Source organism: Pseudomonas svalbardensis (assembly GCF_030053115.1).
Taxonomy (GTDB): Bacteria; Pseudomonadota; Gammaproteobacteria; order Pseudomonadales; family Pseudomonadaceae; genus Aquipseudomonas; species Aquipseudomonas svalbardensis.
The window spans coordinates 4803064-4822770 of sequence record NZ_CP125619.1 but is presented as its reverse complement, the minus strand read 5'-3'; the positions used below and the strand labels follow the sequence as shown (position 1 = coordinate 4822770).

Annotated in this window: 22 protein-coding genes; 7 read left to right on the top strand and 15 right to left on the bottom strand. The window is 57.1% G+C overall.

Annotated features, from left to right (window positions below):
- Positions 1–24: 24 nt before the first annotated feature.
- Positions 25–348 (bottom strand): antibiotic biosynthesis monooxygenase family protein, encoded by a 324-nt coding sequence (locus QFX16_RS22295; protein ID WP_283181368.1) that lies wholly within the window; start codon positions 346–348, stop codon positions 25–27.
- Positions 345–1052, bottom strand: a complete 708-nt coding sequence (locus QFX16_RS22290; RefSeq protein ID WP_283181367.1) for a CTP synthase C-terminal region-related (seleno)protein — start codon at positions 1050–1052, stop codon at positions 345–347. The genes QFX16_RS22295 and QFX16_RS22290 overlap by 4 nt, the downstream gene beginning before the upstream one ends.
- 15 nt (positions 1053–1067) lie before the next feature.
- On the opposite strand from QFX16_RS22290, the gene QFX16_RS22285 reads away from it, so the two are divergent.
- On the top strand, positions 1068–2018 hold the full coding sequence (locus tag QFX16_RS22285; protein ID WP_283184617.1) for a LysR family transcriptional regulator: 951 nt from the start codon (positions 1068–1070) through the stop codon (positions 2016–2018).
- Positions 2019–2152: 134 nt separating this feature from the next.
- On the opposite strand, the gene QFX16_RS22280 is transcribed toward QFX16_RS22285, so the two are convergent.
- Positions 2153–2764 carry a TetR/AcrR family transcriptional regulator gene (locus tag QFX16_RS22280; protein WP_283181366.1) on the bottom strand — a complete coding sequence of 204 codons (612 nt, stop codon included), beginning with the start codon at positions 2762–2764 and terminating at the stop codon, positions 2153–2155.
- Positions 2765–2977: 213 nt separating this feature from the next.
- On the opposite strand from QFX16_RS22280, the gene QFX16_RS22275 reads away from it, so the two are divergent.
- A complete protein-coding gene (locus QFX16_RS22275; protein ID WP_283181365.1) occupies positions 2978–4036 on the top strand; it encodes an MBL fold metallo-hydrolase in 1059 nt (352 codons plus the stop codon).
- A gap of 51 nt (positions 4037–4087) precedes the next feature.
- On the opposite strand, the gene QFX16_RS22270 is transcribed toward QFX16_RS22275, so the two are convergent.
- Positions 4088–4348, bottom strand: a complete 261-nt coding sequence (locus QFX16_RS22270; RefSeq protein WP_283181364.1) for an XRE family transcriptional regulator — start codon at positions 4346–4348, stop codon at positions 4088–4090.
- An 11-nt stretch (positions 4349–4359) separates the two neighbouring features.
- Positions 4360–4677: a helix-turn-helix domain-containing protein gene (locus tag QFX16_RS22265; protein WP_283181363.1), complete on the bottom strand. Its 318-nt coding sequence runs from the start codon at positions 4675–4677 to the stop codon at positions 4360–4362.
- 276 nt (positions 4678–4953) lie between these two features.
- Between QFX16_RS22265 and bglX the strand changes: the two genes are divergently transcribed.
- Complete coding sequence (gene bglX / locus QFX16_RS22260) at positions 4954–7218, top strand: beta-glucosidase BglX (protein ID WP_283181362.1); 2265 nt, start codon at positions 4954–4956, stop codon at positions 7216–7218.
- Positions 7219–7433: 215 nt separating this feature from the next.
- Here bglX and QFX16_RS22255 read toward each other — a convergent pair whose 3' ends face one another.
- Positions 7434–8201 (bottom strand): AraC family transcriptional regulator, encoded by a 768-nt coding sequence (locus QFX16_RS22255; protein WP_283181361.1) that lies wholly within the window; start codon positions 8199–8201, stop codon positions 7434–7436.
- A 110-nt stretch (positions 8202–8311) separates the two neighbouring features.
- On the opposite strand from QFX16_RS22255, the gene QFX16_RS22250 reads away from it, so the two are divergent.
- The 3 genes from QFX16_RS22250 (at position 8312) to QFX16_RS22240 (ending at position 10313) form a co-directional block, all read left to right on the top strand.
- Positions 8312–9127, top strand: coding sequence for a sulfite exporter TauE/SafE family protein (locus QFX16_RS22250; protein WP_283181360.1), 816 nt, complete (start codon positions 8312–8314; stop codon positions 9125–9127).
- An 89-nt stretch (positions 9128–9216) separates the two neighbouring features.
- Positions 9217–9579, top strand: a complete 363-nt coding sequence (locus QFX16_RS22245) for a hypothetical protein (RefSeq protein WP_283181359.1) — start codon at positions 9217–9219, stop codon at positions 9577–9579.
- 38 nt (positions 9580–9617) lie between these two features.
- A complete protein-coding gene (locus tag QFX16_RS22240; protein WP_283181358.1) occupies positions 9618–10313 on the top strand; it encodes a DUF6933 domain-containing protein in 696 nt (231 codons plus the stop codon).
- Positions 10314–10343: 30 nt separating this feature from the next.
- On the opposite strand, the gene QFX16_RS22235 is transcribed toward QFX16_RS22240, so the two are convergent.
- From QFX16_RS22235 to QFX16_RS22220, 4 genes are all read right to left on the bottom strand, one after another.
- Entirely contained in the window at positions 10344–11333 is a 990-nt protein-coding gene (locus tag QFX16_RS22235; RefSeq protein WP_283181357.1) for a hypothetical protein, read from the bottom strand.
- A 163-nt stretch (positions 11334–11496) separates the two neighbouring features.
- Positions 11497–11976: a YbaK/prolyl-tRNA synthetase associated domain-containing protein gene (locus QFX16_RS22230; RefSeq protein WP_283181356.1), complete on the bottom strand. Its 480-nt coding sequence runs from the start codon at positions 11974–11976 to the stop codon at positions 11497–11499.
- Positions 11977–11985: 9 nt separating this feature from the next.
- On the bottom strand, positions 11986–12750 hold the full coding sequence (locus QFX16_RS22225; RefSeq protein WP_283184616.1) for a sulfite exporter TauE/SafE family protein: 765 nt from the start codon (positions 12748–12750) through the stop codon (positions 11986–11988).
- Between the two features lie 5 nt (positions 12751–12755).
- Positions 12756–13847 (bottom strand): TauD/TfdA family dioxygenase, encoded by a 1092-nt coding sequence (locus QFX16_RS22220; protein WP_283181355.1) that lies wholly within the window; start codon positions 13845–13847, stop codon positions 12756–12758.
- Between the two features lie 104 nt (positions 13848–13951).
- Here QFX16_RS22220 and QFX16_RS22215 point away from each other — a divergent pair, with 104 nt between their 5' ends.
- Positions 13952–14875 (top strand): LysR family transcriptional regulator, encoded by a 924-nt coding sequence (locus tag QFX16_RS22215; RefSeq protein WP_283181354.1) that lies wholly within the window; start codon positions 13952–13954, stop codon positions 14873–14875.
- A 323-nt stretch (positions 14876–15198) separates the two neighbouring features.
- Here QFX16_RS22215 and QFX16_RS22210 read toward each other — a convergent pair whose 3' ends face one another.
- The 5 genes from QFX16_RS22210 to QFX16_RS22190 all read right to left on the bottom strand — a co-directional run bounded on the left by QFX16_RS22210 (position 15199) and on the right by QFX16_RS22190 (position 19501).
- Complete coding sequence (locus tag QFX16_RS22210) at positions 15199–15921, bottom strand: HNH endonuclease (protein WP_283181353.1); 723 nt, start codon at positions 15919–15921, stop codon at positions 15199–15201.
- A 120-nt stretch (positions 15922–16041) separates the two neighbouring features.
- Positions 16042–16575, bottom strand: a complete 534-nt coding sequence (locus tag QFX16_RS22205) for a BRO-N domain-containing protein (protein ID WP_283181352.1) — start codon at positions 16573–16575, stop codon at positions 16042–16044.
- 419 nt (positions 16576–16994) lie between these two features.
- Positions 16995–18245 (bottom strand): ribonucleotide-diphosphate reductase subunit beta, encoded by a 1251-nt coding sequence (locus tag QFX16_RS22200; protein WP_150657174.1) that lies wholly within the window; start codon positions 18243–18245, stop codon positions 16995–16997.
- Between the two features lie 526 nt (positions 18246–18771).
- Positions 18772–19047, bottom strand: a complete 276-nt coding sequence (locus QFX16_RS22195; protein ID WP_283181351.1) for a hypothetical protein — start codon at positions 19045–19047, stop codon at positions 18772–18774.
- 190 nt (positions 19048–19237) lie between these two features.
- The gene (locus QFX16_RS22190; protein WP_283181350.1) at positions 19238–19501 is read right to left on the bottom strand and encodes a DUF2790 domain-containing protein; all 264 of its coding nucleotides are present in this window, start codon (positions 19499–19501) and stop codon (positions 19238–19240) included.
- Between the last annotated feature and the right edge of the window lie 206 nt (positions 19502–19707).

Genomic DNA, 19707 nt, shown 5'->3' with positions numbered 1-19707 from the left:
GGCGTTCTTCAGAGCGCCAAATGGTCACTGATCAAACCGATACGCCCGCTCAACCTTGCACACCCGCGTATGAAAAGACGAATACCAGGTCGAGCGCCCGCGTTCGCGAATCTCACTGTGCTCGGGATGATGTTTCCACGCCAGAATCGCCGCTTCGCTGGCCCAGTAGGAGACCGTAATCCCGAGCCCGTCCTCACCCCGAGCCGATTCCACACCCAGGAAACCGGGTTGCTCACGGGCCAGTTCGACCATGCGCGTGGCGGCCTGCTCGTAACCGTGATCACCGTCAGTGCGCAGGGAGGTAAAAATCACCGCGTAGTAGGGCGCTGGCGGAGTCTTGACGATCATGACTTCTGCCTCTTGCAGGCTGCGATCAATGCACGGACCAGCGGCGGCAGCTTGCCCTTGAGTGCTGCGCGTTCAGGTTGGAACAGCGTCGCGACGAAGAACGGATGACCTTTGAGTTCCACCGCCCGCAAGTCGCCGGTTGAATCGTGTCCAACGGCGCACAGCTGTTGGGTCAATAACTCACGTTCGAATGCTGGATTAACGCCGTAGCGGCAGCGATATCCCTCGACAATCTCAGTGCTTTCGTACGCCTGCGCGATCAACGAGCCTTCAACCAGATGAATGCTGTCGACGGCCTCCACCAGCGAACAGGTCAGTGGCGTGATCAGCGCTCGCGCCGCATCCGGCGATGTTTCACCATGTTCGGCATCGTCCCAGCCCAGAACATTTCGGGCGTATTCGAGTACGGCGTGTTGAAAACCGCCACAGGTGCCAAGGAAGGGTCGCTGCTGTTCACGGGCAAAACGAATCGCCCGCAACGCACCGTCCCTATCGCGGTAAGGGCTGGCGGGCACGCACCAGAAACCGTCGAAGCCCGCCAATGGCGCATCGGCGCTGATGCGGTCGGTGGCCAACCATTGGAACTGCACGTCTGTGTTCGCATGTTCAGCGGCCATGCCGAGAGCGATGGGGATGGCCTGGTGAGCGGTGACTTGCGGATCGTAATCGCCGATCAGGGCGATGCGGATTGGGCGGGTTTCCATGAGTGCGCTCCACGCTTGTTGATTCCTGGCACCCACTATAGATTGGCGTTCACGCACTCAATATTGGCGGTATCCCAATTGATCAATGCATCAACGCACTATCGACTGGACTACCCCGACCTGTCCCTGATCCTCGCACTGGTGCGCGGCGGCTCTCTGGCCCGGGCGTCGACGCTGTTGAAGGTCGACGTCTCGACAGTATTTCGCGCCGTGCGCCGACTGGAAGCCGCGCTGGGCCAGCAACTGTTCGAAAAAAGCCGCGCCGGCTACTTGCCCACCACCTTGGCGCAAACCCTGGCCGAGCAGGCTGAACGGGCTGAACGGGCCGAACAGGCGCTGGAGGCGGCGCGCATTGGCGTGGAGCAGGGCGGTGAAGTCATCAGCGGTACGGTGCGCCTGACCTGCACCGATTCGGTCTTGCAAGGCTTGCTGCTGCCGGCGTTGGCGAAGTTCATGCCCGGTTACCCGGCGCTGACCATCGAGTTGAGTACCTCCAACGACTTCGCCAACCTCAGCCGCCGGGATGCGGATATCGCCTTGCGCCTGACCCGCACACCGCCCGAGCACTTGGTTGGCCGGCGATTGGCGGAGGTGTCGTATCGAGTTTGTGCCAGTGAGGCATATCTGAAATCGGTCGACTCCGAAGACTTGGCTTCGCTGACCTGGATTGCGCCGGACGATTTCCTCCCCGATCACCCCACCGTCGTGTGGCGCCGTCAGCAGTTGCCCGGCGTCACACCGGGTTATCGCTGCAACAGCATGTTGTCGGTGACTGAACTGGTACGGGCCGGGCTCGGTGTCGCGGCATTACCGGACTTCCTCATCGGTGAAGGGCTGCAACCGTTGAGCGAGCCGCTACACGGTTACGACACGGCGCTCTGGTTGCTGACCCGCCCGGACTGCCGCGCCTTGCGCTCGGTGGTGACGTTGTTCGATGAGTTGGGGCGGGCGCTTCGATTGCCGTGAGCGAGCGCTAAACCTTCGGCTGATCTTGCGCACGAAGTGCTGATGCATTTCCGAGGTCAGGCTTTCGATGCGTTCGGTGGGCCTTGGTCATTTTCCGCGCTACCGATCACTGCTAAAGCGGCGGACATTGTCATTTATTGCAGCTGATAGCAGGCCAGAAACATGTCCAGCGCCGACTCCACCACCGTGGTCTGCATCTCGGCTGACAGGCCGGGCAGGCCCATGGAAATCTGTGGCCAGAACGCAAAGGATTTGAGCATTCCCTGAATCTGTTGTGCAGCGAATTCGGGGGCGACCGGTTTCAATCGGCCATCGGCCTGAGCGGCGCGGATCCACACGGTCAGGCCTTCTTCGCGCTCACCCATTCGGGCGACCATATTCTGGGCGCGCTCGGGGGAATGGATGGTGGCGGCGATGGCCACTCGCGCCAGGTCGAGAAAATTGTCATCGCCCAGCATCTGCAATTTCGCCATCAGCATCCGGCGCATCTGATCGCGCAGCGGCAGGTCAGGGTGGTAGGGCGTTTCCTGTTCTGATGTCACCCGCGCCCATAATTGATTGAGGATTTCGGCGAACAATTCTTCCTTGCTGGGGAAGTGGTTGTACACCGTGCGCTTCGATACGCCGGCGATGGCAGCGATCTTGTCCATGCTGGTGATGTCGAACCCGTTGGCACGGAATTCGGCAATCGCCGCTTGAATGATGGCTTCGCGTTTTCGGTCGGTGAGGCGCTGTGGAGCTGTCATAAGTACGCTTCGGCAGGAAGAAGTGAGAACTACACTTGGCAGTTTACTTGTGATCGGGTTTGATGCAACCTAGAAACTACACTGTGCAGTGTAATGTTTTGTGAATCCTGCGCAGTGAACAATAGAATCTGCGGCTGATGCGTGCGTGCCTTGGCCATTATCGTCCCAAGCGGAGAACCGCGAATCATGTGGTTTTCCTGGAGTCATTCAGTCATGGCCACATCAACTTCCCCATCGGATAACGCCTCTACTCCTGAAGCTTCCCGTCAGGTAGAAGGGCTCTTTCGAAACCATGCACAGGTAAAGCGCGAAGGCTTTCGCAAAACCTTGCGCATCATGTGGAACATGATCTTCCACAAACCGCGTAACACCCGCCCGACCGCATCCGTCCCGGTGAAAACCCTGACTCAGGCAGCGTTGATCGCCGCACCCAACCACAGCGTTTACCGCCTCGGTCATTCCACGGTACTGCTGAAACTGCGGGACAAATTCTGGATCACTGACCCGGTCTTCGCCGAGCGCGCCTCACCGGTGCAATGGGCCGGCCCCAAGCGCTTCCACCAGCCGCCGATCAGCCTCGAAGAGTTGCCGCCGATCGAAGCGGTGATCCTGTCCCACGATCACTACGACCACCTCGATTATCAAGCCGTGCTCAAACTGGCGGACAAGGCCAAGTACTTTCTGACGCCGCTGGGTGTGGGCGACACCCTGATCAAGTGGGGCGTCGACGCCAGCAAAGTGCGCCAACTGGACTGGTGGCAGGGCACAGAAGTTGACGGCATCCAGTTCATCGCCACGCCATCGCAACACTTTTCCGGTCGCGGTCTGTTCGATAGCAACAGCACATTGTGGGCCTCGTGGGTGATGATCGACGGCGACACGCGGATCTTCTTCAGCGGCGACAGCGGCTACTTCGACGGCTTCAAACGCATCGGCGAACAGTACGGCCCTTTCGACCTCACGCTCATGGAAACCGGTGCCTACAACGTCGAATGGCCGCATGTTCACATGCAGCCGGAGCAAACCCTGCAAGCGCACATTGACCTCAAAGGTCGCTGGTTACTGCCGATTCACAACGGCACCTTCGATTTGTCGATGCACGCCTGGTACGAACCTTTCGACCGGATTCTGGCATTGGCCTGGGAGCGCAATATGTCGATTACCACACCGCAAATGGGCGAGGCGTTCAACGTCATGTATCCGCAGCGTGGTAGTGCTTGGTGGGTAGGGTTGGAAAATGTAGGCGATCAGGTCGCGACTCAGAACGCTTGATGATGTGTTGCCGGGCCGACTCACGTGAGCGGCCCGAGTTTCACCACTAAACTACCTGCGTTCATCCTCTAGCAGGTTTAGATATTCCGAGATCTTTGCCACGGTCAAATCGCGAAATTCTCCACGGAGCATTTCATTCCACTCCTCCTGAGACAGCCCGAGCTTTTGCGCCGCCTCCGTCTTACTTAGCCGACCGGTTTCGAGGAGTATGCCAATCTTCATAACGTACTCAGATTTGGCCCGCATCTGACCCGCATGGGGATAGTTCAGCGCCTCGTAAAAACAGCTGTCGTTTCCATCGACTTCACTCATTCGCTGACACCTCACTCAACCATCGCATAATCCCCTCGCCCCACCGGATTCGGCGTAGACCCCTTCACATTCATCCCTCTCCCCGGCGCGAACCCCGGAAAGAAAACCAAACCCTCCGATTCAAACCGGTAAGCCAACGCAAGCCGGGTCACATCCCGCACATCACGCTCCGCCTCGAAACGCTGAATAGCGTCAACCGAAACCCCGGATTCCCGAGACAGCTCCTCCACACTCCAACCCAGCATCGCTCGGGCCTGAGCGCAATGCGCGGGGGTGAATTGGAAAAGGGCGATACGTTCCAGGGTGATTTTCATCGCAAGAGAGGCCATGGTGTTCTCCGGGCTCGAGAGTGCTGATTCAAAATATACTGTGTTTTTGTACAGTTGTTTTGCGCCCGGATCAAACTCATTTTTTGATCGGTTATGTTTTTTCTCTCTGGCAGGAGCGTCGGAGCGACTACGCTATTTCTATGCGGGATCCTGAAAACTCAGTGGCTTTCAGCCCCCGTCAGCAGCAATGTTTGAACGTCAGCTTCTGATTTTCAACACAAGGAAAGGTGGCGTTTCAAAAGCAAGCAGGTGGTATGCGTCACAGGGAAGGCAATCATGAAAAGATTACGTCTGCTGTGTGCCCTGATCGGTTTTACAAGTCTGCCGGTCCTGGCCGATATGGAATCGTCTAACAAAGATGCCTTTGTCACCCACCTGATAAATCAGATGACCCAGGAGGAAAAGATCGGCCAACTGCGGCTGATCGCTATTGATGAAAAGATGACTCCCGAAAGGATGCGCCAAGAGATCACCGCCGGGCGAATCGGAGGTACGTACGGCTCTGTGAGCCGTTCCGTAAACAGACCCATGCAGGACGCGGCTCAACAAAGCCGCCTGAAAATACCGATGTTTTTCGGCTGGGACGTGATACACGGCCATCGAACCATTTTTCCCATTGGCCTGGCGCTGGCCTCCAGCTGGGACATGGACGCCATTGAGTTGAGCGGTCGAACGGCGGCGAAAGAAGCCAGTGCGGACGGTATCGATTTGACCTTTGCACCGATGATAGATGTCGCCCGTGATCCTCGCTGGGGGCGTACATCCGAAGGCTTCGGTGAAGACACCTATCTGGTTTCGCGCATTGCCAAAGTGATGGTTCAGGCCTACCAGGGCAAAAGCCTGAAAGCACCCGACAGCATCATGGCCAGCGCCAAACACTTCGCGTTGTATGGTGCTGTCGAGGGTGGACGCGACTACAACAGCGTCGACATGGGCCTGGCCAGAATGCACCAGGACTACCTGCCACCTTATCGTTCGGCGATTGAGGGTGGCGCGGGAGCGGTGATGGTGGCGCTTAACTCGATAAATGGCGTGCCAGCCGCTTCCAATGCATGGTTGATGCAAGACCTGCTTCGCAAAGCATGGGGCTTCAAGGGGTTGGTCATCAGCGACCACAATGGGATAAACGATCTGGTTCAGCATGGTGTTGCGAAGAATCACCGCGAAGCGGCCAGGCTCGCGATCAGGGCCGGTGTTGATATGAGCATGAACGACTTCTCCTATGGTCCGGAGCTACCCGGGCTGCTTGAGTCTGGCGCTGTTTCCCAGAGCAATATCGATAACGCAGTGCGGGAAGTCCTGGGGGCCAAGTATGACATGGGGCTGTTCGAAGACCCTTACCGGCGCATCGGCGTTGCCAGTGAAGACCCCGCTGATAACAATGCCGAAAACCGTCTGCACAGAGCGCCGGCTCGTGAGGTGGCACGCAAGACATTGGTGCTGCTGAAGAATGAAAACGGGCTCTTGCCGCTAAAAAAAGAGGGTGTGATCGCGCTCATAGGCCCGTTGGCAAAAAGTACCGTCGACATCATGGGCAGTTGGTCCGCAAGCGGCGTGCCCTCGCAATCGGTGACGATCTACGACGGGTTGAAAAGCGCTATGGATAAGGGCTCGCTGATCTATGCCCGAGGCGTCAATCTCACGGAGGATCAAGAGGTTATTAAATACCTGGGAGCGTCTGAAATCGAGAACGACGCTCGTCCGGCAGCAGAAATGATTGACGAAGCGGTCAAGGCTGCACAACAAGCCGATGTTGTGATTGCAGTAGTGGGTGAGCCCCGCAGTATGTCTCATGAAGCGGCCAGTCGAACCAGCCTCGATCTGCCAGGACGCCAGAGTGAATTGATCACCGCCCTGAAAGCCACCGGCAAGCCGCTGGTACTGGTATTGATGAACGGCCGGCCCCTTTCCATCGGCAAGGAGCACAAACAGGCCGATGCGATTCTGGAAACCTGGTACAGCGGCTCTGAGGGAGGCAACGCCGTTGCCGATGTATTGTTCGGTGACTACAACCCCTCCGGCAAGTTACCCATCACCTTTCCACGCTCCGTGGGGCAGATCCCGAATTACTACAGCCATTTGAACACCGGCCGCCCCTACCTGCCGGGTGGGCCTCGCAACTACACGTCTCAATATTTCGATCAATCCCATGGTCCGCTTTATCCCTTCGGCTATGGGCTGAGTTATACCGATTTCAGCTTGACCGACATGGCCCTGTCTTCGACCACACTGAACAAGACCGACAAGCTCGTCGCCAGCGTCATGGTGAAGAATATCGGCCAGCGCGACGGCGAAACAGTGGTTCAGCTGTATATCCGCGATGTCGTTGGCTCCCTCAGCCGTCCGGTCAAAGAACTGAAGAACTTTAAAAAAATCATGCTCAAGGCCGGAGAAGAGACAGCGGTCCACTTCAGCATTGATGAGAACGACTTGAAGTTCTTCAACGCTCAGTTGGAGTACGCCGCCGAGCCGGGCGAGTTCCAGGTGCAGATCGGTCTGGATTCTCAGGATGTGAAGGCGCAGAGTTTTGAGTTGCTGTAAGAGTGAAGGCGCGTCAGACACAAGACCTGTGGCGAGGGGGCTTGCCCTAATTCCAGTCAGTCAAGCGCAATCCATGTGGGAGCGGCGGTGCGGCGATCCGACTTGCTCGCGAAGACGGCGGCACAGTCAACATTGATGTCGCCTGACACACCGCTTTCGCGAGCCCGCTCCCACAGGTTTCGCAAACTAACTGGCAATTAGCGGCAATGGCCTCTCTATTTCACCCCCTCCAACCAAACGGTCGGCGCCTGCCCCAGTATGCGGCGGAACATTGTCGAGAACGCCGCCGGGCTGTCATAGCCAAAATCCAGGGCAATGCGCGTTACCGGTTCGCCCACCACCAGCCGCGCCAGAGCCAGCACCACGCAGGCCCGCTGCCGCCATTGGCTGAAACTCAGGCCAGTCTGATGGCGGAACAGGCGATTGAAAGTACGCAGGCTTACGTGCAAATGAACGGCCCATTGCTGGGGCGACTGATGAGCGTCGGGCCGCTGCACAAAGCCCTGGCACAACGCGAGCAGCCGCGCATCGACGGGCAGCGGAATGTGCAACGGCAGGTGAGTGCTGCGCCCAAGTTCATGCAGCAGCAAGCCGATCAACGTACCGTCGCGCCCGCGCTCGTCATACTCCAGCGGGATTTCTACCGCCTCCATCAGCAAATGCCGCATCAACGGCGAAACGCTGATCACCTGACAGCGATCCCCCAGATCCACCACCGCCGGTTCGATATACACACTGCGCGTGCTCACCCCCAGCATCAGCACCTCATGCGCCACCCCCGACGGAATCCACACCGCCCGTTGTGGCGGCACCACCCAGCTGCCGTCGTGCGTGCTGACCTGCATCAACCCGGTGGCGCCGTACAACAATTGCGCCCGCCGATGCGTATGACGAGGTAACAAATGCCCGTGAGAATAATCCGTGCCGATGGCCACCACTGGCCGTGGCGTGTGGTCCAGCAGATCAATCGAAACATTGCGCATCGAACAGCCTCAGCGGTTGGCGTAAACGAAAACATTATTGGCTAACTTGCTGAAGCAGGCCAAGGCGCATTGCCCTAACGTCGACCGCTCTCACCAATGGACGACACGCAATGCTCTATCTCCTGCTGGCACTCTTCGGCTGCATGACCGGCATCACCGCGGTGCTGTTCGGCTTCGGCGGCGGCTTCGTCGTCGTGCCATTGCTGTACCGCATGCTCATGGCCAGCCACGGCACAGACGACCCCGTCGGCCAATCGGCAATGCACATTGCTGTGGCAACCTCGACCTGCGTCATGATCGTCAACGCAACGATCGCCACCGGAAAACACCGTCGCGCCGGAAACCTCATTCGCCATTACCTGTGGCCGTTGGGCGGGTTCATCGGCTTGGGCGCGATCGTCGGTGCCGTCTCGGCGATGTGGGTGAGTGGCGAAGTGATTCGCTATGCCTTCATCGCGTACCTGGGAGTGACCATCGCGGATTGCCTGTTACGACGCGGCTTTCTTACAGCGTCCGACACCGCAGTCCCACGGCGATTGGGAAGGGCAGAAGTGTCTGGCGGGGGCGTAGGAATCGGCACCATCGCCACGTTTCTCGGCGTAGGCGGCAGCGTCATGACCGTGCCGTTGTTGCGGCGTTGCGGGCTGAGCATGTCCCAGGCGACGTCCATGGCCAATCCGCTCAGTTTGCCCGTGGCGCTGGCCGGGACGCTGACTTACATGGCGATGGCTGGGTTCACCAAGTTTGATCTGGGGCCGTGGTTTATCGGTTATGTGGATGTGCTGGCGTTTGCGATTTTGACGGTCGGGTCGCTGGTTGGGATTCGGTTGGCTGCGCCGTGGATTGGGCGGATACCGGATCGAACCCATGCGCGGGTCTATATCGGTTTGCTGATGTTTGTGATGCTGAGTATGTGGGGCAACTAAATCACCCCTCTATTTAGGGGTTGGTATTGGTAGGTTTTTTCGCAAGAATGAGTCTTTGCGCTGAGCACAATTCTTCGCGGGAGGATGTCATGTCCATCATCGAAAGTGACTGGAAGAAATTCAAGGAACTGCACAAACTTGCGCTCGATCGTTTCTGCCAGGGTGTGCTGGCTGATGCCAAGACAATTGCCCAGCATGACGCGCTCTCGGCTCATGCCAGGTATCGAATGCTTTATCGCCTGATGCATGATCGGGACAAGGACATCGTCCGAACTTTCGACCCCTACAGTCGTTCCAGTGCACCCATAGCTTTGCGATGGATGGTCAAGCACGACTTGCTGACCGATGCAGAGCTGTCGGCTCTTAGCGAAGCAATGTTAGAAGAGGTCGCTGACGTTGTTCGTCAACCCTATAAGCTTGAATGGGCTGAAGAGATCGTGCGAGAGGACTGAAAACGGTTATCAACCAGCCCTTTATAAGAGAACGATGGATGTGGATCTTCAATTGTACCGACGCTGCAAGTAACTTCTTCAGCCGCGTGCACAAGGGTAAAAAAATCAGCCCGGTGCACAAACCGCCAACGTCCGTCATTGAAGATGACGTGTCTGATGAGTCAACCGAACAGTGGCTGGTTCACGCCGTCACTGTTCAACGCAAGCATGTGTTGTACGTCATTCACGTAAAAACTCGTTATTGCATGATTTTTGCGGACGCGAAAAAAGCGGATGTCGAAGGTTTCGTTCAACGTTTTTCCGAGCGTTGGATAAACGGCGTGATTCAGCATGCGGGGCAACACGACATACTTCGTTGGTTCAACGACGAACTGATAGCGGAGCGATTCCAAGAGAGTTGTCGCGAGTACGTGTTTTACAAACGCGGACATCGCGGTGCGCAGAAACACATCAATGACATCGCCTGGGTGTTTGAGGGATGTGCTGCCGAACGAGGTTCTTTACCCCCTGACGAGTTCTCGGCAGGCCGCTTCGATACCGACATGAACAACTACCTGAGAGGCGGTAAAGAACACAAGGATTACTTCTACCCGGATGAGGAAATGATCGTTCACTGGTTAAGCCGTTACGGCGGCCTTGATGAGCCTGGCATTCAAGCAGCACGTGAGCGGCACAAGGAAGCGAAACGGGAGATTAGGGAGGCCGTAAGGCAGCTTAATCTCGAAGCGCAATGAGTCGTCGTAATAACGCCGTGACCCGGTTCTTTAACCTTTGAGCCCCGGCGCCTCACGAATAATGAAGTGATCCAGGTTCTCAATATTCGCACTGAACACCCCGAACATTTGCTCGGGGTTTTTCTTGCTCGGCACCTGCTTCAACCCCGGCGTCACACCATAGAAAAAGCAAAACAACTCTTTTTCACTCTCGATTGCGTGCTTGATCTCTTCCAGAAACGCTTTGCGCTTGCGGTAGTTGTCGATCAGCTTTTTGCTCAGGTAAACATTGACTGAATAAGGCTTCTTCTTCGCCTCGTCCGGTTGCTTGAACCAGACCTTCTGTTCGAAGTCGATGCGAAAACTTGCGCTGTGGTAATCCTCGATCTTCTTGATCTTGCCCCAGTAAATCAGCCCCTTGTGGTCCTGCAGATACTCGATCTTCTTGAAGAACGACCCATAAGGCGCCGTGTGCTCGCCAATCTTCAGCGGCATGCGCTTGAGCAACTCCTTGTCCTCGAAGTTCGACACAAAACACTCCACCGGGTGGGCGAAGACACTGGTCTTGTCTGGTGCTGATTCGCGGCTTGGGTGATCGACGTCACTGGCCGCTGAAGAGGGTTTCGGATCGTCCCGCATCACGTCAGCCGCCACCGCCGGGTTCGACGGTTTACGCACATACTCACGCCGCGTCAGCAACAACTCCGACGGGAAATGCTCCTCGCGACTGTCATCCGTTTCCGCACCGTCCGCGTCCACACCTGACGCCGACGTCTTGAGACTGACATAAGGACAATCCGCAACATGCCGAGTGCTGGGCGTGTTCTTGAAGTGCGGGGTGCGCACGTAATTCACGTTTTTGGCGTTGAACGTCGTCAACACATTCGCCGCATCAAACGCCGCCCGGCAGGCATCGATGGGGCACTGGAAGTGTTCCTTGGCGGAATCGAAATCCATCGTCTCGTCGAAATTCAAATCGCGCACGTCATAGATCGACAGCTTGTCGTCGAGGCTGAGGCAGTAGGCGAGGTCGAATTTCATGGTGGGCTCGGGTCCTTGCAGGCGCGAGCTTGCTCGCGATGGTTGCTAACGATAACGCATAAAACCTGATACCTCGCGGCGTTCTCAGGCTTTCGTCGCAACGCCGCCCGGAGCAAGCTCGCACCTACACCCATCAGCGCAATCCAATCCTGCCCACCGGTGCTCAACCCTGGCGGATATCCACCAACCGGGGCTTGGCAATCGACAGGTAATCCTGCGTATCGAGCACCATTGATGCATCCAGCCGACCGGCGTTGAAGGCGATTTCGCCGTAGCCCGTGATCAGGGACGGGTCGACGATCAATTGAATCCTCTCATCGAAGGTAAACGGAGGGATGGCGCCGATCCTGCACCCGGTCAGTTGCATGGCAGTTTGCGCGTTCACCAGCTCGGCTTTTTTTCCTCCCAGGGCCGCTCCGACTTTCTTCATGTCGAGCCTCTGGTCCCCTGGCAGTATCACCAGGGCATAGGGTTCGGCCTGACCCTTTAGCGCGCAGAGCATGGCTTTCGCGCCTTGGCCGGGTTCGGTGCCACGGAGTTCGGCGACCCGCGCCGACTGGCCCTCGGCATCGTGCATCAACACCCGATAGGCGGCGGCGTGGGCATCGAGTAGCGCCACCAGGCGATCAAACATGGGCTGCATGGGCTTTCCTCAGGTTTTCAGCAACAGGTCGTAGGACAGTTTGCTGATCAGAATCACCAGCAACACCAGAAACAGCGCCCGGACAAAGGGCACGCCTTTACGCACCGCCAGCCAGGTGCCGGTCAACGCGCCCAGGATGTTGAAGGCCGCCATGGGGAGGGCGATCAGGTACAGCACGTTCCCTGTCGGGATGAAGAATATCAGCGCCGCCACGTTGGTCGCGATGTTCACCAGCTTGGCCGACGCCGAGGCGTGCAGGAAGTCGAAGGCGAAGCAGCGGATAAACAGGAAGATCAGGAAGGAACCGGTGCCAGGGCCGAACAGCCCGTCGTAGAAACCGATGGCGCCGCCGATGACGACCGCCAGCCACTTCTGCCGGATACCGATGTGCGTGGGGGCGTGCAGGGCGCCGAAGTCCTTTTTCCAGAAGGTGTAGATCGCCATGAGCACGATCAATACCAGCACCGCCGGGCGCATGACTGACTGGGGCACGAACGATACCGTGGCCGCGCCGAAGAAGGCCATGACAAAGGCGGCGCAGGCGGCTGGAATCACCAGGCCCCAGTCGATCACCACCTTGCGCACGAAGGACCGGGCCGCGAACGCGGTGCCGAACGCGGCCGCGACCTTGTTGGTCCCCAGCAGTGCTGCCGGTGGTGCGGCGGGTAGCACGTTGAACAACGCGGGTATCTGGATCAGGCCGCCGCCGCCCACCGCCGCATCGATCAGGCCGGCGGCGAAGGCGAACACACAAAGAATGACAATATCGACCATGAACATCAGGCTCTTGCGATGAAGGGTTGTTGGGGGTTCAGCGCCAGCACGCGGGCCGGGTCGTTGACCCCGAAAACGCGCAGCAGCCAGCGGTCGCGCCCGTCGTAGCGCGGGGTAAAACCTTCCCTGGCATGCAGGGTTTGCTGGTTCTTGAAGATCAGCATGTCCCCCGGTTGCAGCAGGATGGGGCGTGCGACATCGGGGTGATTGGCGGCGGCTTCAAACAGCTGCAGGGCCAACTTCGCGATGGCGCAGGTGGCTGTGACACTGGCCTTGTTGTAACGGCAAAACAGTTCGCCGGTTGCGCTTTTGTACAGCAGGGGCACGTGTTCCAGCACATTGCCTGGCTTGCCGAAGGACACCGGTCGGTGAATGGCGAACTGCGGTTGTGACAAGGCTGTTTCAACCCAGGCGGGCAACATGGCCAGCACCTCGCTAATGGCAACGATGCGGGTCGGCACATCCGGCTCGCAGCGCAGACCGGTCAGGCACAGGTACTCCGGACAGGCCGACAACGTTGAGACAGGTTCGCAGGTCAAGGGCAGGTGCGGGTTGTCGACGTGCATGCACAGGTCCATGCGCGACCCATAGGAGCTTTTTTCGGCTTCACGCTGGTGCTTGGGCGACACGTGGCGGAACACCGTGTCGTCGTTTTCACCCTCGTAGGCCACCGGATTAGTTTGCAGGGTCTGCAGCACCGCAAGGATAGCGCCGGCCACTACCGGCAGTTGCTCGATACCCGGCGTCATATCGTAGGGGGTGGCGGGCAGGTGCGAGTCCAGGGGCAGCCCCCTGACGATCATTGCCGTCTCGGGAGCCTTGGGGAAGTTGCGCAAGCGATCGATTTTTTCACCGCGCAGGATGCTCTCAAGCAGTTGCCCCAAGGCCGGCATGCGACGGATACCCGAGGCGCTGTCGGTCACGGCCAGGGAAGCCAGGCCGGCGTGAAGCGCGTGCTGCTCTTCGAACGAGACATGAATCTGCGGTATCGCCTGTCGGGTTGAACTCGCTGAGTGACTGCGCTGCCAGTCACGAATATGTTCACCCTCAGTGGGCGTTGATGTCCCGATTATTTCTTCCAGCTTTGCCACGTCCATTTGCTCCGGTTTGCCTACATCCCTGTAAATTGAGCGCGAAGGTTAACGGAAGGGCCTTTTTTGTGTTGCAATGCCACGTTGCGATAAATGCAATGAGGTGTTCAATGGCTCTGGATAAGTTATGGGCGCTTGAAGCCTTCGCGACCGTAGCGCGCAAGCGCAGCTTCGTCGCGGCGGCACGCACGCTGGGGCGCTCTCCCAGTGCGTTGACCCGCGCCGTTCAAGGCCTGGAGGAAAGTGCCGGGGTCAAGTTGTTTAATCGCTCCTCCAGCGCCGTAAGCTTGACGGAGGCGGGTGAACGCTTGCTGCCCCACGCCTGCAAAATGCTGGAATTGCAACGTGAGGCGGATGAAGACCTGGCCGGTCTCAGCGGCATGGCGAGCGGGTGGGTGCGTTTTTCCGCCCCCGAGTCCCTCGCTCACGGTGTTTTGCCGCAACTGATCGCGCAGTACGCCGAGGGTTATCCAGACGTGAACGTCGACGTGATCTTCACCGATGAGACCCTCGACCCGGTCAAGAGCAAGCTGGACTTCTCGATTCGCGGCGCGTTTGCGCAATCCAGTGACCTGATCGGCTATCCACTCTGGAGTTACTCGCGTCATCTGTACGCCAGCCCCGGCTACCTGCAGCGGCGCGGGACGCCTGAGGCCATTGAAGCGCTGGGGGACCACTCGCTGATCCTGCACACGGCGCCGCGCATCCTCAAGGAATGGAATTTCCGCAGTGAGCAGCAGGCCATCAGCGTTCGGGTCCATCCAGGGTTTCGGTTCAGCTCGGGTGTGGCGGTGTTCCAGGCCGCCCTGGCGGGCATCGGCATCGCCCGCCTGGCGGACTGGCTGGCGGAGCCCGAAGTGCAAGCGGGGCGCCTGCACCGGGTCTGCCCCGATTACCGGCTCACCTCCAGCAACGGCGACAGCCCGCAGATGCACGCGGTGTACCCGGCCGGGAACTTGCCGCTGCGGGTGAAGGCACTGCTGGAGGTGATTCGCGGGTTTGGTCACAGCCTTGAGCGCAAGCACGGACCTTAAACCGCGAATTTTGAAGGAGCACAATCGGGTCCTTGAATGGGGAAGAGTATTAATAGCGGGAGGCGGGGCGGGTTGCACTGACTGTTTTCAATACACCGCAAAATCTGCGGCAACACACCAAACCTGTGGGAGCCTGCTCGCGATTCCCAAGATCAACACCGCAACCAAGCCAGGCACGAACCTGTGGTGAGGGGATTTATCCCCGTTCGGCTGCTGAGCAGCCCTAAAACTCAGCATATGCGGTGAATCAGACATACCAAGTTGTTTGCTTGGCGACTGCTCCGCAGCCGAACGGGAGCAAGCTCCCTCGCTACAAATCTTGTTCAGTCCAATTGTTCACGCTTCAATCGTTCTACCTTCTGATAAAGCGTGGCAGTGAATTCGTCTTTGTCGTTGGCGTGATGGCACCGCTTATGGCAATTAGGACAAAGCGCGACCGCGTTACTCCGGCGATCCGATCCGCGGTTTGCTAAATGCTTTACGTGGTGAACCTCAAGAAAGCGAGTGCCATCAGCTTGTTCGAAAGGACCTGGCTGATCGCAACCTTCGCAAATCCCTTTTGCATTGTCCAAAATCCAGGCTTTGATCCGAGGGGAACGAGCGTACGAGGTGGTGGTGACAGTTACCTTTTTTGGCTTCTCTATACCTTCTGGCACGCCTAGGAGTTTTTTTCCTCGAAGCTTTTCAGTGCGACGGTTGAGCGTCTCTTCGTCCGCAGTTGGTAAATAGTCGTCAAGGTCGATCACGCCTTTCGAGGCAAGAATTATTTCGACGCGTGCTGCAACCCCTGACCCGATATTCGCCATTAAGGGGTAACTATTAGGCTTCAGGCCTAACTCAACAAACAGGAACGACAGGTTCTGTAGGCGGAAATCAACGGCTTTGGTGGTGCGGTTGATTAATGCCCCTTCTTGCAGAATTCGTTGTTCAAGAGGTTTGTCGACTGTCTGACCATCCTCTTCGAGAGCGAGAATTTTAAGATAGGTATCGACCGACGCCGCTAGCTCTTCGTCAGTCCATCTAGATTGCTTCTTTTCCGTGTCCATACAATCGCCGAGGGTTGAAAACCCTCGGACGATACTGAGTGGCCATTACGACTGTCTACGAAAATTCCTACACAAAAGAGCGACGAGTCGTTCAATTCATCCTACAAAGGAGCAGCCGCGCTAACCCACCGAATGCTTCGAAGACTGAAACACCTCCGCAACCTTCCGCCACCAAGGCTTAACCACCGGCACTCGCCGTCGCGTGCGATTGAGTAACAAATAAGGCATATCCCGCAGCCGAATCCAGCCTTCATCCTGCCAATGCAACAGACTCAACGACATCTCCGGCCAATCCAACAAACTCAACATCGGGCGATCCGTGTTCTTCGACTGCCCCGCATCGCGCAAGGCGGGCACTACTTGATGAGTCAACCACTCACGCAACAATCGATGCCCCGGCGCGTAATGGTAGACCAGCAGCGCATACGCACCGGACTCGCTGAGCATCAACCGCTTCTCCGGTTGCCCGTGGTACTCAATCAACAATGTTTGTCGCTGGTCCTCGTCCAGTTTGTTGACCACACGATCACTCAGATGGAAACCCATTAAACGACCCAGATCGCGGGCGCAGAACCATGGCTGGTTTTCTAGAAGAAGGGCATGGAGGGCAAGGTTGTGGCGAGTGAAGACTTTTACAGAAAAGGGATCAGTCATGACTGATCTCCAGAACGGCGAGAGTGCGGAGTAAATCGTGTTCAGGCATATCCATTACCTCTACGTATAGATTTAGGAGGGCCTGGGCCCAACGCAGAGTGGACTTAAAAAAATCCCAACGAGCAAAGCCTTCGCACATCCGAACGACAAATCACCATAGGATGAATTGCGTGTCTGTGTGATTGACCAAGCTTCTACGTTGGGCGTTTCTTAGGCACCTGCAATGGAGCTTAGAGGTGCTTTGAAAGAGCATCAATGCGGACGGAGCTGTAAGTGCTGTAGGAGTTTTAGCGTCGTAGCGTAGGGTTGGAAAAAAGTATTTTCATTCCCCAATAAAAAGGCCCCGATCAGATCGGGGCTTTTGCTTTTTCGATTCTTCGATTCAGATTGCAATCGTCAAATCGCGGCTAGCTAGGGAATCAATCCCAGCTCAACGCCCCACCAGTCTGATACTCAATAACCCGAGTCTCAAAGAAGTTCTTCTCTTTCTTCAAGTCCATAATCTCGCTCATCCAAGGGAACGGGTTAGTCGTCCCTGGGTACTCTTCTTTCAAACCGATCTGCGACAGGCGACGGTTAGCGATGAACTTCAGGTAGTCCTCCATCATCGCCGCGTTCATGCCCAACACGCCGCGAGGCATGGTATCCCGCGCATATTCGATCTCAAGCTGAGTCCCCTGCAGAATCATCTGGCTCGCTTCTTCCTTCATTTCAGCATCCCACAAGTGCGGGTTTTCGATTTTGATCTGGTTGATCACGTCGATGCCGAAGTTCAGGTGCATGGATTCGTCGCGCAGGATGTATTGGAACTGCTCGGCGACGCCGGTCATTTTGTTGCGGCGGCCCATGGAGAGGATCTGGGTGAAGCCGCAGTAGAAGAAGATGCCTTCCAGAACGCAGTAGTAGGCGATCAGGTTGCGCAGCAACTCTTTGTCGGTGTCGACGGTGCCGGTTTCGAACTTCGGATCGGAGATCGAACGGGTGTATTTCAGGCCCCAAGTGGCTTTTTTCGCGACCGATGGGATCTCGTGGTACATGTTGAAGATCTCGCCTTCATCCATGGCCAACGATTCGATGCAGTACTGGTAGGCGTGGGTGTGGATCGCCTCTTCGAACGCCTGGCGCAGGATGTACTGGCGGCATTCCGGGTTGGTGATCAGGCGGTACACGGCCAGTACCAGGTTGTTGGCAACCAGGGAGTCCGCGGTGGAGAAGAAGCCGAGGTTGCGCATGACGATGCGGCGTTCGTCGTCGGTCAGACCTTCCGGGTCTTTCCAGAGGGCGATGTCGGCGGTCATGTTGACTTCTTGCGGCATCCAGTGGTTTGCGCAGCCGTCCAGGTACTTCTGCCAGGCCCAGTCGTACTTGAACGGGACGAGTTGGTTGAGGTCGGCGCGGCAGTTGATCATGCGCTTTTCGTCGACAGCCACACGGGCGGAGGCACCTTCGAGTTCGGCGAGGCCTTCGGCGATGTCGAGGTTGTCCAGGGCAGCTTTTGCACGGGCGATTGCGGCGGAGTCGGACGCGGTTACAGCGCGGGCTTCTTGCGCAGCGACGCCGCCAGCGGTGTCGAGGCGGTCCATGTTGGCTTCAGTGGCGTGCCCAGCGTTGGCGCCTTTTACAACGGTTTCGCCGCTGTCTTCTTTGTCGAATTCGTCCCAGCTCAGCATGACGTGTCGTCTCCTGCGTGAGGGCCAGATGCCCGTGTGAAAACTGATAGGTTGGTTTTTCACACGGCCTTACTGGCCGCATTGGATCTAAAGGAAATCGTTTTTTGCAGCAGTACAACGCAGGCAATAAACAGAATTTTGTACGGGTGTTCTGAGGCCACTGACGGGCGCAGAAAATGTGAACAGCTTCTGCGTGGGCTTCAGACTGGCGTGTTCCCTGTAAGGGAATATTGCAGGCCCGATTTACGCCGCATTATAGGGAAATTTTCGGCCGCGTGGTGCGACGAAGTGGCACTGCGAGGGGGCGGCAGGACATGTTTTTAGGTCGGAGCGAGGGTTTACAGGGCTTTGGCTGGATGTCGCGAGTGAAGATTTTTTTCCATAAATTTTGGCTAGCCATTTTTTTGTTCAAAAAACAGCCAAAAAATCACGTTTTTCACTACATGTTGTGTTTTAAGTCGCTTTTCGAAGGCCCCAGACACAACTAAGCCCGACCGAAGTCGGGCTTTAACGTCACGCTTGATGATCAGCTGAGGCGGGCGGCACCCACGTGATCTGCACCATCGGCAGCCACTTTGGCAGCGCCGGTGCGATCAAAACCGTCAGAAGCGAGTTTGGCAGCGCCAGTGTGATCGGAGCCATCGGAGGCGAAAGACGCCGAGCCGGTATGGTCGTAACCGTCAGAAGCGACAGCCGCTTGCGTGTTGTAAGCAGCCGAGCCAGTGCGGTCGTAGCCGTCAGCGGCGAAGGTGTTAGCGGCCAGGACGGAGAGGGTCAGGGCGAGGATCAGTTTGGTTTTCATGGTAGCGGCTCCAGGTTCGTTGGCGTTTTGTGCCTTGGGTGTGGAATTGATACTACGCCAGATAATTTGATTAAAAAGCGCAATTAAACGCTTATATCAATCGTATAAATCGATATATAAGGTTCGGCGCTTTCATCTGCCTTATGTAGCGGGCGAGTGGGTCGAACCTTGGAGGGGTGAGAGCGGGTGATTAGCCGTTAGAACAGCCGTTACCCATGACGCTGTAACGAAGAATGTGGCGTTGGCCTTTGGAGTCGTCGTATTCCATTTTCGCCGGAACAACTTCACACACATTCGGGATTTCGCTCATGGAGACAACTTTGGCGATGTCCAGGTGAGTGGAGTAGGTGTATTCCTCAACGGCGGGTTGCTGCTGTGCGACATCAGTCGGGACCTCGTCTGCCATGGCGGTTGCGCACAGGCTGCTGAGGGCCAGAACTAATAAAGCTTTCATTTCAGATTTACCTTTTGGAGGTCGAATGGGGTCACGCAACCTTTTTGAGGTTGCGTGTAGAACTTAAGTACTGGTTTTGGATTAACTGCCTTCGTGGGGGCTGCAACTTGGTTAATCGCCTGGTTGGCGAGGCCGATTTTAGGCGTGGGGTTTACATTCATATAGGCGTGCTTTTGATAAACACTATTGGCAGATCCTGTAACAAT

What these genes read in the sequence shown, in the direction of transcription:
- QFX16_RS22210 (WP_283181353.1), bottom strand. Translation starts at nt 15,921, where the DNA reads ATGGACACGGAAAAGAAGCAATCTAGATGGACTGACGAAGAGCTAGCG.
- QFX16_RS22225 (WP_283184616.1), bottom strand. Translation starts at nt 12,750, where the DNA reads ATGGTCGATATTGTCATTCTTTGTGTGTTCGCCTTCGCCGCCGGCCTG.
- QFX16_RS22255 (WP_283181361.1), bottom strand. Translation starts at nt 8,201, where the DNA reads ATGCGCAATGTTTCGATTGATCTGCTGGACCACACGCCACGGCCAGTG.
- QFX16_RS22295 (WP_283181368.1), bottom strand. Translation starts at nt 348, where the DNA reads ATGATCGTCAAGACTCCGCCAGCGCCCTACTACGCGGTGATTTTTACC.
- QFX16_RS22265 (WP_283181363.1), bottom strand. Translation starts at nt 4,677, where the DNA reads ATGGCCTCTCTTGCGATGAAAATCACCCTGGAACGTATCGCCCTTTTC.
- QFX16_RS22195 (WP_283181351.1), bottom strand. Translation starts at nt 19,047, where the DNA reads ATGAAAACCAAACTGATCCTCGCCCTGACCCTCTCCGTCCTGGCCGCT.
- bglX (WP_283181362.1), top strand. Translation starts at nt 4,954, where the DNA reads ATGAAAAGATTACGTCTGCTGTGTGCCCTGATCGGTTTTACAAGTCTG.
- QFX16_RS22290 (WP_283181367.1), bottom strand. Translation starts at nt 1,052, where the DNA reads ATGGAAACCCGCCCAATCCGCATCGCCCTGATCGGCGATTACGATCCG.
- QFX16_RS22190 (WP_283181350.1), bottom strand. Translation starts at nt 19,501, where the DNA reads ATGAAAGCTTTATTAGTTCTGGCCCTCAGCAGCCTGTGCGCAACCGCC.
- QFX16_RS22280 (WP_283181366.1), bottom strand. Translation starts at nt 2,764, where the DNA reads ATGACAGCTCCACAGCGCCTCACCGACCGAAAACGCGAAGCCATCATT.
- QFX16_RS22215 (WP_283181354.1), top strand. Translation starts at nt 13,952, where the DNA reads ATGGCTCTGGATAAGTTATGGGCGCTTGAAGCCTTCGCGACCGTAGCG.
- QFX16_RS22220 (WP_283181355.1), bottom strand. Translation starts at nt 13,847, where the DNA reads ATGGACGTGGCAAAGCTGGAAGAAATAATCGGGACATCAACGCCCACT.
- QFX16_RS22200 (WP_150657174.1), bottom strand. Translation starts at nt 18,245, where the DNA reads ATGCTGAGCTGGGACGAATTCGACAAAGAAGACAGCGGCGAAACCGTT.
- QFX16_RS22205 (WP_283181352.1), bottom strand. Translation starts at nt 16,575, where the DNA reads ATGACTGATCCCTTTTCTGTAAAAGTCTTCACTCGCCACAACCTTGCC.
- QFX16_RS22250 (WP_283181360.1), top strand. Translation starts at nt 8,312, where the DNA reads ATGCTCTATCTCCTGCTGGCACTCTTCGGCTGCATGACCGGCATCACC.
- QFX16_RS22240 (WP_283181358.1), top strand. Translation starts at nt 9,618, where the DNA reads ATGTGGATCTTCAATTGTACCGACGCTGCAAGTAACTTCTTCAGCCGC.
- QFX16_RS22235 (WP_283181357.1), bottom strand. Translation starts at nt 11,333, where the DNA reads ATGAAATTCGACCTCGCCTACTGCCTCAGCCTCGACGACAAGCTGTCG.
- QFX16_RS22275 (WP_283181365.1), top strand. Translation starts at nt 2,978, where the DNA reads ATGGCCACATCAACTTCCCCATCGGATAACGCCTCTACTCCTGAAGCT.
- QFX16_RS22230 (WP_283181356.1), bottom strand. Translation starts at nt 11,976, where the DNA reads ATGCAGCCCATGTTTGATCGCCTGGTGGCGCTACTCGATGCCCACGCC.
- QFX16_RS22245 (WP_283181359.1), top strand. Translation starts at nt 9,217, where the DNA reads ATGTCCATCATCGAAAGTGACTGGAAGAAATTCAAGGAACTGCACAAA.
- QFX16_RS22270 (WP_283181364.1), bottom strand. Translation starts at nt 4,348, where the DNA reads ATGAGTGAAGTCGATGGAAACGACAGCTGTTTTTACGAGGCGCTGAAC.